We start from the raw sequence: 14790 nt of genomic DNA on the forward strand, positions 1-14790 counted from the left end.
CGCTACCAAAAAATACCAAGAGCTTTTGGGAGGAGAGGCATGAGCCGGGCGCTCGCCGTCTTCCACGGCCGCTTTGGTCGGGCGACGGTCTATCAGTTGAACCGCCCTTTCAACATCCACGCACATCGCGAAGGTCATTTGATCTTCCATGTCGGCGGACGTTCCGCATGCATCGATGTCAGCGACGGACGTTACGAGCTCACAGAAGGTTCCGTCGTCGCGGTCAATCCGTGGGAGCCGCATAATTTCCTGCCATCCGATCTCGAAGGCGGCGCCGTTTTCTTCGTGCTCTACGTCAATGCAGAGTGGTTCGCGCCCGACGCGCCCGGCGCCGACCGCCTGCGCTTCGGCCGTACCCAGTTCACGCGGTCGGTTGCGCTCGACAAGCATATCAGGCACGCAGCCGCCCTCGTGTGCGGCGCCCCCTCTCTCAACAGCCTCGATGGCGAGCTGAGAAGTCTCATCGACATCTGTTATGACGAAAGCTGGCAACAGGCCGCGACCGCGCGCGATCCGCGCGCAAACGGTTCCGTCACGGATTTTCGTGTGCGCAAGTGCATCAAGATGATGTCGGAGAGTCCCGGCGCCGAGATCGAACTCGACACCATCGCGCGCGAATCCGGCCTGTCGCGGCCGCATTTCTACCGGCTGTTCCGCACCCAGACCGGCGTCACGCCACACCTCTATCTCAACACGCTGATGATGGAGCAGGCGCTGGAGGCGCTGGTGGCGAGCGAAGCGCCGATCGCCGATATCGGCTTCGATCTCGGTTTCTCGTCGCAGAGCGGATTCACCCGCTTCTTCGCCGCCAATGTCGGCATGGCGCCGACCGATTATCGCCGCGCGGCCAAGGTTTTGCGCGCCTGACCGCACGCGAAAAGATACTCACGATCAAACGCCTCCCTTTCAGCCGCATTAGGATAGGCCAAATGCGGTCCCGAAAAGAGGATCGCGCGCGATAGGGAGCGCATGTTCATGGCAGGGCTTGCGGCCGGCAACGGTCTGCGTGCCCCTCCGTCCTGCTTGCGGGATGAGAGATGGGGTGACGTGAAGACGGAGCGGCGATCATGACCCGCTTTGTCGAACGCCATCCCGCCTGGGCATTGATCGTCATTATCGCGATCGCGGTGGCGCTTTGGCTGATTTTCGCGGTGTGGCCGCAGGGCCTTGAAGATGCGGTCGGCCGCAAGCGGGTCTTTCTCAACGCGCTCTTCAACGGCATCACGCTCGGCGGTCTGTATTTCCTGGTCGCCAGCGGTTTTACGCTGATCTTCGGCCTGATGCGTAACGTCAACCTCGCACACGGCTCGCTCTATTTGTTCGGCGGCTATGTCGGCTACGCCATCAGCGCCGCGACCGGCTCATGGGTCCTCAGCTTCATCGTCGCTTTCATCCTGACGGCACTGGTCGGCGTCCTGCTCCAGGTCCTCGTCTTCCGCCGCATGGAAGGCCAGGACTTGCGCCAGACCATGGTGACGATCGGACTCTCGATCGTATTCGCCGATTTGATGCTGTGGGCCTGCGGCGGCGATTTCTATCAGATCCAGACCCCGAACTGGCTGATCGGACCTGTGGAGCTGCCGCTGGTCACCGCGGTCAAATCCTCAGGCGAGCCGGTCTATCTCCGCTATCCCCTGGTCCGGCTCGTGATCTTCGCCGCCTCCGTCGTAATCGGCGTGGCGATGTGGCTCGCGCTCAACCGCACGCGCATCGGCATGATCATCCGCGCCGGCGTCGACGATCGTGACATCCTGGCTGCGACCGGTGTGCGGATCCAACTCGTTTTCGTCGTGGTGTTTGCGCTCGGCGCCGGCCTCGCCGGCGTCGCCGGTGTCGTCGGCGGAACGTTCCAGTCGCTCTCGCCCGGCGAGGATATCCGCTTCCTGCTCGCCTCCCTCGTCGTCGTGATCGTCGGTGGCATGGGCTCGATCCCGGGTGCCGCGCTGGGCGCGCTCATCATCGGCCTCGCCGAACAGCTCGGCTCGGTCTACATCCCGACCTACGCCATCGTCGTGACCTTCCTGATCATGGTTCTGGTGCTGGCAATTCGGCCGCAGGGCCTGTTGGCGAGGCGCTGACATGTCCCTCGCTCACGACACCCGCGTCACGGTTCGTCCCACTGCTGCGGTGCAGCGCTCCAGATTGCGCGGATGGCCGGAGATCGACAATCCGGCGGCCTGGGCCGTCGCGGCTATCCTCCTGATCATGCCGCTGATCGCCAACGGCTTCTTCCTGATCGAGATCTTCGCGACCACGCTGATCCTCGGACTCATGGCGCTGAGTCTGATGTTTCTTGCCGGCTATGGCGGCATGGTGAGCCTGATGCAGCTCACCATCGCGGGTTTCTCCGCCTATATGGTCGCGGTGTTTGGCGCCAGCGGCAACGCCAATATCAGCCTGGGCTGGCCGTGGTGGCTTGCGGTCCCGATGGCGCTTGCGCTCGCGACCATCTTCGGCACCCTCGGGGGCGCGCTGGCGGTGCGCACCGAAGGCATCTACACCATCATGATCACGCTCGCGATCGGCGCGGCGTTCTATTATTTCACCAACCAGAACTGGGCGATCTTCAACGGCCATACCGGCATCAATACCGTTGCCACACCGCATTTCTGGGGCGTCAACTGGCGCGCCGACATTCCCTTCTACTATATCGTGCTCGCGGTAGCCGCGCTGTGCTACTTCGCCGTCGACTACATCTCCCGCGCACCATTCGGCCTCGCGCTGCAAGGTGTACGCGATAATCCCCGCCGCATGGCGGCACTCGGCTTCAACGTCAATGCGCATCGCGTCGCGGCCTACGCCTTCGCGTCCTTCGTCGCAGCGTTGGCGGGAGTGCTCCAGGTCTGGAATTATCGGCAGATTTCGCCGGGATCGGTGAGCGTCGGAGCCTGCATCGATATCCTCATCATCGCAGTCGTCGGCGGCATCACGCGCCCTATCGGACCCTTTATCGGCGCGCTGATCTTCGTGCTGCTGCGCACTTTCGCACTCGACTTTCTGGTCAAGCTGGGGCTCGACGGCAACCGCTTTCGCCTCCTGATCGGCCTCGGTTTCCTCGCGATCGTGTTCTGGTCCTCGGACGGCGTCATCGGGCTCTGGCAGAGCTGGCGGCGCCGCCAACGCTCCGGCGCGGCAAGTTCAAGCGGGCGTCATGGCCGGGAAGCTGGTCGAGAATCTGGCCAAGGATCCACCCAAGGATCCCGCCATGGATAGCGTCGCGCAACGCCTCTCTGTCGTGGGCGCAGGCGCGGCGCTGGAGCTGCGCGGCGTGACGCGTCTGTTCGGCGCGCTCGCGGCACTCACCGACATCACCATTACCGTCCGCCCCGGCGAACGGCGCGCCGTGCTTGGCTCCAACGGCGCCGGCAAGACCACGCTGTTCAACTGCATCACCGGCGACTTCCCACCTTCTTCCGGCACCATCCGCTTCTTCGGCGAGGACGTCACGCACTTCCCGCCCTATGAGCGCATCCGCCGCGGCCTGCGCCGGACTTACCAGATCTCAGCGCTGTTTCCCGGCCTCACCGTCCAGGACAATGTCTATCTCGCCTGCCGTGGCGTCTCACGGGGGCGCTTCTCGTTCCTCCGCCCCGGTCAGAACGATGCGTTGATGCACGCGGCCGAAAATCTCGTGCAGGCCGTCCATCTCTCGGGTGTGAAGGATCAGCGCGTTGCCGAGCTCGCGCATGGCCAGCAGCGCCAGCTCGAGATCGCACTTGCGCTTGCCGGCGCGCCGCGATTCGTCCTGTTCGATGAACCGGCCGCGGGACTGTCGCCGACCGAGCGTGCCGAGCTGATCGAGATATTGACGTCCCTGCCCGCGCATATCGGCTACATCATCATCGAGCACGACATGGACGTGGCCCTGCGGGTCGTCGAGAGCGTCACGATGATGCACAATGGGCGGATCTTCAAGGAAGGCCGTCCGCAGGAGATCGAGTCAGATCCCGAAGTGCAGGAGCTTTACCTCGGAGGCGGCCATGAATGAGGTCCGCCGTACCGCCGCCGCGCTCGAAGTCCGTGGGCTGGACGTCTATTACGGCCATTCGCATGCGCTGCAGGGCGTAGATCTGACGCTCGAGGCCGGCGTGTTCTCGGTCGTCGGCCGCAACGGCATGGGCAAGACCACACTGTGCAAGGCCATCATGGGGCTGGTGCCGGTCAGCGGCGGCTCGATCCGCATCCGCGGCGATGACATCACCCGGCAGCCGCCCGCCCACATAGCCCGGCTCGGCGTCGGCTACGTTCCGCAGGGACGCCGGCTGTGGCGCTCACTCAGCGTCGACGAGCATCTGCAGCTTGCCGCCGGCTTGCGCCGCGGCGCCTGGACGGTCGAGCGCATCTACAAGACGTTTCCGCGGTTAGCCGAACGCAAGGATCACGGCGGCGCTCAGCTCTCCGGCGGCGAGCAACAGATGCTTGCGATCTCCCGCGCGTTGCTCACCAACCCGCGGCTCCTGATCATGGACGAGCCCACCGAGGGGCTCGCGCCCGTGATCGTGGCCCAGGTCGAGGAGATGCTGCTACAGCTTGGCGAGGACGGCGACATGTCCGTGCTCGTGATCGAGCAGAATATCGGCGTGGCTACCGCCGTGTCGCGCAACGTCGCGATCATGGTCAATGGTCGCGTCAACCGCATCATCGATTCGGTGCGGCTTGCCGCCGATCGCGAAATGCAGCAGCGCCTGCTCGGTGTCGGAATGCACGCCGGACTCGAGCTCGACCTCGACGTGCCGCCAGCGGATACGGAAGCGAAGCCTTCTCCGCAGCAGACACGTCCAGGCGGCGCAACCCGCATCTACCTGTCCAACCCGACGCCGCCGACACGCTGGTCGCAGCCCGTGCCGATCGCCCGCATCGAGGCTGCGGCCCGCACGTTCTCGACACAGGTGATGCGTCTCGACGAGACGGCACGGCGCAAGCGCGAACCGGCCGCGACGCAAACGCAGGCCTCCCCGGTCGTGCTCGTCGTCGGTACGCTCGACACCAAGGGCACGGAGCTCCGCTTCATCCGCGACATCATCGCCGGGACCGGCCTGCGAACCCGATTGGTCGATGTCTCCACCAGCGGCAGGCACGCGGCCAGCGACGTCTCTGCCCAGGAGATCGCCTTGAACCATGGTCGCGGCGGATCGGCGGTATTCGGACCCGACCGCGGCGCCGCCGTCACCGCGATGGCCGACGCCTTCGTCAGCTGGCTGCGGCGCCAGAACAATGTTGCCGGCGTGATTTCGGCGGGCGGCTCGGGCGCAGCGTCGCTGGTCGCGCCCGGGATGCGGATGCTTCCTGTCGGAGTGCCGAAGCTCATCGTCTCGTCCGTCGCCTCCGGCGACGTCGGGCCCTACGTCGGCCCCGCGGACATCACCATGATGCATTCGGTCGCCGACGTGCAGGGCCTCAATTCGATCTCACGCGCTGTGCTGGCCAACGGCGCCAATGCGCTGGCCGGCATGGTCAAGGCGCGCCTTGATCAGCCTGCACGGAAGGATCGCGGCGACAGCGGATTGCCGGCGGTCGGCATCACCATGTTTGGTGTCACCACGCCGGCGGTGCAGAAGATCGCGGCCGACTTGCGCGAGGATTTCGAGTGCCTGGTCTTCCACGCCACCGGCGTCGGAGGACGGTCAATGGAGAAGCTCGTTGATTCCGGGCAGCTCGCAGGCATCATCGACCTCACGACCACGGAGGTCGGCGATCTCCTGATGGGCGGTGTATTCCCGGCCACCGACGATCGCTTTGGCGCCATCATCCGCAGCCGAGTGCCTTATGTCGGCTCGGTGGGCGCGCTGGACATGGTGAATTTCGGTGCCCCCCAGACCATCCCGGAACACTACCGCGGCAGGAAGTTCCACATCCACAACCCGCAGGTCACCTTGATGCGGACCACGGCGGAGGAAAACGAGCGCATGGGGCACTGGATTTCCGATCGGCTCAATCGGATGGACGGCCCGGTGCGCTTCTTCCTGCCCGAGGGCGGCGTCTCTGCGCTCGACGCGCGAGGACAGCCATTCTGGGATCCGGACGCGGATGCGGCGCTGTTCCGAACGCTGGAGCGCAACGTGCGGCAGACCGCCAACCGTCAGCTCATCCGCGTTCCCAAGAACATCAATGATCCCGAGTTCGCCTCCACCATTGTCAGCGCGTTCCGAACATTGTTCGGCCGCACCGGGGCGCGCCGGAGACTAGCGAGGTGACCGATGGCCCGGTTTGAACGCGCTGCACTGTTGAAGCGCTTCCGCGACATGGCAAGGCGCGGCGAGCCCATCGTCGGCGGCGGGGCCGGCACCGGCTTGTCGGCCAAATGCGAAGAGGCCGGCGGTGTCGACCTCATCGTCATCTACAATTCCGGCCGCTACCGCATGGCCGGCCGAGGCTCGCTCGCGGGATTGATGGCTTACGGCGACGCCAACGCGATCGTGCTGGAGATGGCCGGCGAAGTGCTGCCCGTCGTCACCAGAACGCCAGTGCTCGCCGGCGTCAATGGCACGGATCCGTTCCGCGACATGGATCTTTTCCTGGACCAGTTGAAGGCGCTCGGCTTCGCCGGCGTGCAGAACTTTCCAACCGTCGGCCTTATCGACGGCGTCTTCCGTGCCAATCTCGAAGAGACCGGCATGTCCTACGCGCTCGAGATCGACATGATCGCAAAGGCGCGCGAGAAGGACCTGCTGACGACGCCCTACGTCTTTAGCGAGAAGGAGGCCGCCGCGATGGCGATCGCGGGCGCGGATATTATCGTCTGTCATCTGGGCCTGACGACGGGGGGGACCATCGGCGCGCAGACCGCACACAAGCTGACTGATTGCCCAGCGCACATCGACACCTGGGCCTCCGCCGCGCTCGGCGTCAACCCGGACATTCTGGTGCTCGCTCATGGCGGACCGATCTCCGATCCTGACGATGCCGATTTCATCATGAGGAACACACGCAATTGCCACGGCTTCTACGGCGCCTCCTCGATGGAGCGGCTGCCGGTCGAGCGGGCGCTGACGGATCAGGTTCGCAAATTCAAGGCGATCGGCGCGCGATAACGCCGAAAGGTCGAGGGAGAGAAACATGTCAGGGACTCTGGTCGGTGAATTGATCCTCTGGTTGATCGTCGCCGTCGTGGTGATCGTGGTCGGCGTCTACATCGTGAACTGGCTCTATCATCGCTCGTCCAAGGAGACATCATTCGTTCGCACCGGCCTGCTCGGCGAGCGCGTTGTGATCAACGGCGGCGCCTTCGTGCTGCCGTTCATCCACGACTACACGCCGGTCAACATGAACGTGCAGCCGATGGGCATCGTTCGCTCCCGCCAGGACGCCGTGATCACCCGAGACCGCATGCGCGTCGACATCGAGGCTGACTTTTATGTCCGGGTCCAGGCGACCCGCGAAGCCGTGTCTATCGCGGCCGCCACGCTCGGCCGCCGCACCATGGAGCCCGAGCAGCTCCACGCCCTCCTCGCCGGCAAATTCATCTCAGCCATTCGTTCCGTTGCCTCGGAGATGACCCTCGAGCAGATGCACGAGCAGCGTGGTGAGTACGTCGCCCGCCTCAAAGCCAACGCGGCAGAAGCACTCGCCCAGAACGGACTCGAGCTGGAGTCAGTCGCGATCACCGATCTCGACCAGACCGATCTCGAATTCTTCAATCCCTCGAACCGCTTCGACGCCGAAGGTCTGACCCGCCTGATGGAGGACATCGAGGCCAAGCGCAAGCTGCGCAACGACATCGAGCAGGATTCGATGATCAAGATCCGCTCCCGCAACCTGGAGGCCGAGCGGCAGGCGCTCGAGATCGAACGCGAAAGCGAGACGGCGCGCCTCGAACAGGAGCGTGACATCGAGATGCGCCGCGCCCTGCAACGCACCGAAGTCGCACGTGAGCGGGCCCTGCGCGAGACCGAAGCCGAGCAGGCGCAGATTTCCGCCCGTGAAACCATCGAGAAGGCGCGAATCGCCAACGACCAGGCGATCGCCGAAGCCCGCATCGCTTCGGAGCGTGAGACCCGTCAGCGGGAGATCGAGCGCACCCGCACCATCGAGGAGAAGGAACTGCTCGCACGGGAGGATATCGAGAAGGCCCGGATCGCCAACCAGCGCTCGATCGATACCAGCCGCATCGCCTCCGAGCGCGAGGTGCGCCAGCGCGAAATCGAGCGGATGCAGACCGTCGAGGAAGCCGAGATCACCGCCCGCGAGGCGATCGAGAAAGCGCGTATCCAGCAAGACCGCGTCGTGACCGACGCCCGCATCGCCAACGAAGAGGAGACCCGACGCCGCGAGATCGACCGGACCCGCGCCGTGGACGAAGCCGAGATCGCCGCCCGCGAGACCACCGAAATGGCCCGCATCGCCCAGACCATGATCGTCAATGTCGAGCGCATCGCATCCGATGAGCGCACCCGAGCGCTGGAGATCCAGCAGGTGCGTAACATCCAGGAAGCCGAGATTGAGGCGCAACGCGCGGTCGAGGCGGCGCGCATCGCCCGCGAGCACAGGCTCGCGGTCGAGCGCATCGCGGTCGAGCAGAATACCCGGCAGTTGGAGATCGAACGCAATCAGACGCTGGAAGTCGCAGAGGTCACGGCGCGCGAAGCCACGGAAGCTGCCCGCATCACCCAGCAAGAACGCGTTCGCTCCTTGGAAATCGCCCGCAACCGCGCCGTCGAGGAAGCCGACATTGCCTCACGCGAAGCCATCGAAGCCGCCCGGATCGCGCAGGAAAAGTCCGTTGCAGCCGAGCGTATCCAGGCCGAGCGTGACACACGCGCGCTCGAGATCGAGCGCAGCGCCGTGCTCGAGGCGGCCGAGTTGAAGCGGCGCGACGCCATCGAGCGCCAGCGCATCGGCGTCGATCTCGCGCTCGAAGCCGAGCGGATCACGTCCTCCAAGAAGCGCGAAGTCCTCAACATCGAGCACAAGAAGGCGATCGAGATCGCGGACGAGGACCGCGTCATTGCGCTCTCGACCAAGAAGTCCGAGCGCATCGACGCCGACCGCCAGGTCAGGCAGGCCGAGATTGTCGCGCGCAAGGAGGTCGAGACCACCGACGTCTCGCGCGAGCATGCGCTGGAGGCGGCGCGGATCGAACGCCGACGTTCCATCGAACAACTCGAAGTCGCCCGTGTCCAGTCTCTCCAGGAAGCCGAGATTGCCGCGCGCGAGGAGGTCGAGCGCTCCCGCATCGCGTCCGATCGTGGCCTCGACGAGGCCCGCATCGGCCGCGAGCGCGAGCTGCGCAAGCTCGAAATCAATCGCGAGAAGGAGGTCGAGACCGTTCTGATGGAGAAGGCAATTGCCATACACCTGAAGTCGTTGGAGGAATCTGCGGCCAAGGCCTCGGCCGAGGAAGCGCGGGTGCATGCCACTGAAGCGACCGAGCGTGTCATTACCGCGCGCGAGAGCGAGATTGCGAAGCGCCGTAAGACCGTGGAGATCCTGATCGCCGAGAAGCAGGCGGAGGAGACGCGAATTGCCGCGGAAGCCGAACGGATCCGCGCTGCGGTCGAGGCCGAGGCGCAGCGTATGCTCAACGAGGCCGAGAACGTGCTGACCGACCAGGCGCGCTACTCGCTGTTCCGGCGAAAGCTGCTCGACCGCATCGAGGGCATCGTCCGTGAGAGCGTCAAGCCGATGGAGAAGATCGAGGGCATCCGCATCCTCCAGGTCGACGGCCTCAACGGCAACGGCCATGGCGGCAATGGCGGCCGTAGCGCGACCGACGAGGTGATCGACTCGGCGCTGCGCTACCGCGTCCAGGCGCCGCTGATCGACTCGCTTCTGGCGGACATCGGCGTCGAAGGCGGCAGCCTCGCCAAGATGCCAGGCCTGATCCGGGAGGCTCGCGACATGCAGGGCATCAAGGACTCCGCACGCAAGGGCGGCGGCGGCGGCGAGAAGCCAGCCGCCGCGCCCTCGCCTTCGGCCGAGGGTGAGCCGCCCGCCGAGCGCAGCCCACGGAAGAAGAGCTGAGGTCGCACCATGGCCCGCGTCTACGTCTCGACCGTCGTCAACGCGCGCAACGACCGCGTCTGGGCGCGGGTGCGCGACTTCAACGGTCTGCCGAACTGGCATCCCGCGATTGCGGAAAGCCGCATCGAAGGCGGCGAGCCCTCCGACAAGATCGGCTGCGTCAGGGATTTTCGCCTGCGCAACGGCGATCGTATCCGGGAGAAGCTGCTCGGCCTGTCCGATTACGACATGTTCTGCACCTACTCGATCCTCGAATCCCCGATGGGGGTCGAGGACTACGTCGCCACGCTTCGGCTGACGCCGGTCACGGATGGCGACCAGACCTTCATGGAATGGACCGCCGAGTTCGACTGCGCGCCCGAGCGGGAGGCGGAGCTCGTCGCAAATATCGGCGGCGGCGTGTTCCAGGGCGGCTTCGACGCTCTCAAACGCCGGTTCGGAGGCTGAGCGCCGTGCCGCACATCATCAAGAGCACGATCGTGGATGCGCCGACCGGCTCCCTGTGGGCCGTGCTGCGCGATTTCAACGGGCACGATCGTTGGCATCCGGCGGTCGCGACCTCCACGATCGAGCGCGCCCAAGCCTCGGACAAGATCGGCTGTGTCAGGCGGTTCAAGCTCCAGGACGGCTCCGAGCTGCGCGAGCAATTGCTGACGCTATCGGATCTGGAGCAGACCTTCAGCTATTGCCTGCTCGATACGCCGGTCCCGATGTTCAACTACGTGGCCCACGTCCGCCTGCTGCCCGTGACGGACGGCGACCGCACCTTCTGGCACTGGGAATCCCGCTTCTCGACGCGGCCGGAGGACAAGGACCATATCACCCACATGGTCGCGGAAGATATCTACCAAGCGGGGTTCGACGCGATCCGCCGGCACCTCAAGGAGGCTGTGTCAACATGACTGTGACGGTGAAGACCTTCACGAGTTCGAGTGAGGCCGCCGCAGCGCTGTCGTCCGATCGCAATGCGCGCTATCTCGGCGGCGGCACGCTCGTGATGCGCGCACTGAACGAAGGCGACATCTCCATCTCGACCGTCGTGCGCGCCAATGACCATGCCTTGACGCGCATCGACCCCTCAGGCCCGCGGATCACACTGGGTGCCGGCGTAACTTTCGCGCGGATTCTGGGCGAGCGCGACCTCGCTTTCCTGCACGCTCCTGCCCGCTCGATTGGTGGCCCGGCGGTGCGCAACATGGGTACGGTGGGCGGCAATCTGTTTGCGCCCAATCCCTATGGCGATTTCACCGTCGCCCTGCTTGCGCTCGATGCCACCGTGGCCCTGCAAGGCGGCTTTGGATCGCGCGACATTCCGATTGAGGAGTTTTTGCAGTCACGTGAAAGGCAGGCGGGCACGCTCGTGCTGTCGGTGTCCTGCACGCGGCCGGCAAGCGCGGAGGCTTTCCGCTACCGCAAGATCGCACGAATCAAGCCCAAAGGCGGCTCGGTCATCACGCTCGCCGCACATCTGCCTATCAGTGGCGGGCGGGTCGCCGGGGCACGCATTGCATTGGGATCGATGGCGCCGACGCAAATACGTGCGCGGGCGGCCGAACGCGCGCTGGAAGGCCGCTCGCTCGATGCCGCGACCATTGCGGCCGCAGGCTCTGCAGCCGTGGAAGGAACATCGCCGTCCGACAACGCGCTCGGCAGCGCCTGGTATCGCCGCGAGATCGTCGGCGTACATCTGCGTCGTCTTCTCTTGGGTCAGGAATAGATCGTATGGCCAAGACTGCCCTGCAATTTCGTCACAACGGCAGCGATGTCGCCATTTTCGTCGATGGCGGCACCAACCTGCTCGTCGCGCTTCGCGAATTGATCGGCGACATGACGCCGAAGTTCGGTTGCGGCCAGGGGGGCTGCGGCACCTGCAGCGTCCTGATCGACGGCGAGCTTCATCTCTCCTGTCTGACGCTGGCCGAGACCGTCGCCGGCCGCTCCGTCGAGACGCTGGATAGCCTGAAGCAAGGACCAAACCTGCATGCGCTGCAACGCGCCTTCGCCGAGAATTTTGCTGCCCAGTGCGGCTATTGCACGCCGGGCATGCTGATGGCGGCCAAGGCGCTGCTCGACCGCAATCCCTCCCCGAGCCGCGCCGAGATCGTCGAGGCGATCTCCGGCAACATCTGCCGCTGCACCGGCTACGAGCCGATCATCAACGCCATCCTCGCCGCCTCCGGCGGCCGGGTGAGCGCCTGAAGGACCAGACCATGCTGGAACTGCGCAAAGACATTTTCGCGGACGAGCGCGACGATAATCTCAACGAGATCGGCAAGGGCACACAGCGCCAGGACATGCTCGGCCATGTCACGGGCACATCGAGCTATTTCAACGACCACAAGCTCCAGGGCATGCTGCACCTGAAAGTCGTCCGCTCGACCCATTCTCATGCAAGGATCCGACGGATCGACACCGCGGAGGCCGAGCGCTCCGCCGGCGTGCGCCGGATCATCCGCGGCTCCGACGTGCCCCGCAATCTCAACACGCTCTTGAGCCTGATCAATTTCGGCAAGGACGACGAGCCGTCGCTGGCCGTCGACAAGGTCCGCTACAAGGGTGAGCCGATCCTGGCCATCGTCGCCGACAGCGAGCGGGAGGCCTTTGAGACGATTGCGAAGGTGCGGATCGACTATGAGCCGTTGCCTGCCGTGTTCGACGTGGAAGATGCGTTGAAGGCCGGTGCACCCGTCGTCAACGATACCTATCCGAAGAATGCCTTCATTTATCACGACACATATGACCACCAAAAACTCCGCTTCGGCGACGCCGATGCCGCGCTCGCGACCGCCGATCACGTGCTCGAACAGCGTTACCAGATGTCGCCCATCGAGCACGCGCCAACCGAAACCAACGGGTCGATCGCGGCGCCCGACACCAACGGGCGTTATGTCGTCTATACCTCGACGCAGGCGCTGTTCTTCTCGGTCGACACCTGCGCCAAGATTCTCGACGTCCCCTCCAATACCTTCCATTTCATCGGCGGCACCGTCGGCGGCGGCTTTGGCGGCAAGGTGGACACGCTGACCGAACCTTTATGCATCCTGGGTGCGATGCTGACGGGACGTCCCGTGCGCTACGTATTCGGACGCGAAGAAGAGATGCAATACGGCCCGCCGCGCGGCGCAGAGCGCATCTACATCAAGGACGGTGTGATGCGCGACGGCCGGGTCGTCGCGCGAAAGATCCGCGCATATTTCGACAGCGGCGCATATACACGGCTCTCCAGTTATGCCGCGGTGAAATGCGCAGCCCATCTGCCGGGACCCTACACTATCCCGAACGTCTATGGCGATGTCTACTGCGTCTTCACCAACCGTACGCCGGCAACCGCGATGCGCGGATTCGGCGTCACCGCAATGGATTTTGCGATCGAGTGCCAGATGGACAAGCTCGCGAACCTCGTCGGGATGGATCCGATGGAGTTCCGTATCCTCAATGCCTATCGCGACGGCGACATGAAGGCGCATCGGCGCGAGGCCAAGAACACGGCATTGATCGAGTGCGTCCAGGTCGCTGCCGAGAAAGCCAAATGGCCGATCCGCGACGAGTTCAAGCGCGCCTCCTCCCGCAAGGACGGTGGCGGCAACCGCGCCGCAATCCCGCGGACGCCGACTGACACCCACGGAGGATCAACTGCGCCAACGCAGCAGCGCACAACCTATGACCGCTTGCCGGCGGCGGCGTTGCGCGAACCACCGCGCGAGCCCCCACCGCCCGCGCCGCCACCGCCGCAGCCACCGCGACCAGCATCGCCCTCGCATGGGGCGGGCCGCTTCTCATCCGTGTTCGGCACCAGGAGGCGTTGAGATGACCCGACATCGCGGACGCGGCATCGCGTCGGTCAATTATCCCATCGGCATGAACCTCGGCGGCGATCCCAGCCAGGCCCTAGTTCATTCCAATCCAAGCGGTAAATTCACTGTGGCGCTATCCTCGATTGACCTTGGCCAGGGCATGAAGTCGGTAACGCGGCAGATCTGCGCTGAGACGCTCGGCGTACCGGTCGAGGATGTTTATGTCGACACCGCCGATTCCGACACCGGTCCGCATTGCATGGGCTCGTTCGCCTCCCGCGGCACCCATCGCGTCGGCAATGCCGTGATGGCGGCGGCGCGTGAGGCGCGTGGCGTGATGATGGAAGCCGCCGCAGAGGAACTCGAGGTCAACGCCGCCGATCTCGAAACCGACGGGCGTGGCAACATCCACGTCAAGGGCGCGCCGCACCGCTCGATCTCCACCAAGGACGTCGCCATCGCCGCGCAATTCAAACAGGGCAAGACCATCTCGGGCCGCGGCATCTTCCTGGTGCCGCTATCCAATGTCGATCCGGAAACCGGCGAGATGTCGCCGGCAACCTGCTACGCTCATGCCTGTCTTGTCGCCGAGGTCGAGGTCGACGACGAGACCGGCGAGGTCACGATGATCCGCATGGACTCTGCCTACGAGCTCGGCCGTGCGCTCAACCCGCGCCTGGTCGAGCAACAGCTCGTCGGCGGCGCGTGGATGGGCGTCAGTCACGCGCTCTACGAGACGCCTGAACCCTATTATCCCGACCCTGTCCACGGCCCTCGCGACTTTGTCGAATATGTCATGCCTGGTCCTGGCGACATCTGCCCGCACGACATCGCCGTGTTGGAACGCCCCGCTCCCGATGGCCCCTTCGGCGCCAAGGGTCCGGGCGAAATGTGCGCGAATCCCGTATTGCCGGCGGTTGCGAATGCCATCTTCAACGCCGTCGGCGTCCGCATCGACGATCTGCCGATTACGCCGGAGAAGGTGCTGCGCGCGATCAAGGCCGAGGGCGGCGCGCGCCCTCAGGCGCGGCGCTGA

Annotated in this window: 13 protein-coding genes; all 13 read left to right on the plus strand. The window is 64.9% G+C overall.

What is annotated here, in order from left to right; all coding sequences use genetic code 11:
* Positions 1–39 precede the first annotated feature (39 nt).
* On the plus strand, positions 40–867 hold the full coding sequence (locus GWG67_RS02305; protein ID WP_027569321.1) for an AraC family transcriptional regulator: 828 nt from the start codon (positions 40–42) through the stop codon (positions 865–867).
* A gap of 200 nt (positions 868–1067) precedes the next feature.
* Entirely contained in the window at positions 1068–2078 is a 1011-nt protein-coding gene (locus GWG67_RS02310; RefSeq protein ID WP_275167526.1) for a branched-chain amino acid ABC transporter permease, read from the plus strand.
* Position 2079: 1 nt separating this feature from the next.
* A complete protein-coding gene (locus GWG67_RS02315; RefSeq protein WP_275167527.1) occupies positions 2080–3213 on the plus strand; it encodes a branched-chain amino acid ABC transporter permease in 1134 nt (377 codons plus the stop codon).
* Positions 3206–3988: an ABC transporter ATP-binding protein gene (locus GWG67_RS02320; protein WP_007593014.1), complete on the plus strand. Its 783-nt coding sequence runs from the start codon at positions 3206–3208 to the stop codon at positions 3986–3988. Before GWG67_RS02315 ends, GWG67_RS02320 begins: the two co-directional genes overlap by 8 nt.
* Entirely contained in the window at positions 3981–6194 is a 2214-nt protein-coding gene (locus GWG67_RS02325) for an ABC transporter permease (protein ID WP_275167528.1), read from the plus strand. Before GWG67_RS02320 ends, GWG67_RS02325 begins: the two co-directional genes overlap by 8 nt.
* Before the next feature lie 3 nt (positions 6195–6197).
* Positions 6198–7031, plus strand: a complete 834-nt coding sequence (locus tag GWG67_RS02330; protein ID WP_275167529.1) for a phosphoenolpyruvate hydrolase family protein — start codon at positions 6198–6200, stop codon at positions 7029–7031.
* Positions 7032–7056: 25 nt separating this feature from the next.
* On the plus strand, positions 7057–9960 hold the full coding sequence (locus GWG67_RS02335; RefSeq protein ID WP_275167530.1) for a flotillin family protein: 2904 nt from the start codon (positions 7057–7059) through the stop codon (positions 9958–9960).
* Between the two features lie 9 nt (positions 9961–9969).
* Complete coding sequence (locus tag GWG67_RS02340) at positions 9970–10407, plus strand: SRPBCC family protein (RefSeq protein ID WP_275167531.1); 438 nt, start codon at positions 9970–9972, stop codon at positions 10405–10407.
* 5 nt (positions 10408–10412) lie between these two features.
* Positions 10413–10862, plus strand: a complete 450-nt coding sequence (locus GWG67_RS02345; RefSeq protein ID WP_275167532.1) for an SRPBCC family protein — start codon at positions 10413–10415, stop codon at positions 10860–10862.
* On the plus strand, positions 10859–11677 hold the full coding sequence (locus GWG67_RS02350; RefSeq protein WP_275167533.1) for a xanthine dehydrogenase family protein subunit M: 819 nt from the start codon (positions 10859–10861) through the stop codon (positions 11675–11677). Before GWG67_RS02345 ends, GWG67_RS02350 begins: the two co-directional genes overlap by 4 nt.
* 5 nt (positions 11678–11682) lie before the next feature.
* Complete coding sequence (locus GWG67_RS02355; RefSeq protein ID WP_275167534.1) at positions 11683–12159, plus strand: (2Fe-2S)-binding protein; 477 nt, start codon at positions 11683–11685, stop codon at positions 12157–12159.
* Between the two features lie 11 nt (positions 12160–12170).
* Entirely contained in the window at positions 12171–13766 is a 1596-nt protein-coding gene (locus tag GWG67_RS02360) for a xanthine dehydrogenase family protein molybdopterin-binding subunit (RefSeq protein ID WP_275167535.1), read from the plus strand.
* A 1-nt stretch (position 13767) separates the two neighbouring features.
* Positions 13768–14790, plus strand: coding sequence for a xanthine dehydrogenase family protein molybdopterin-binding subunit (locus tag GWG67_RS02365; protein ID WP_007593027.1), 1023 nt, complete (start codon positions 13768–13770; stop codon positions 14788–14790).

The sequence above is a fragment of the Bradyrhizobium sp. CSS354 genome (genome assembly GCF_029051725.1).
In the GTDB taxonomy this organism is placed as follows: domain Bacteria; phylum Pseudomonadota; class Alphaproteobacteria; order Rhizobiales; family Xanthobacteraceae; genus Bradyrhizobium.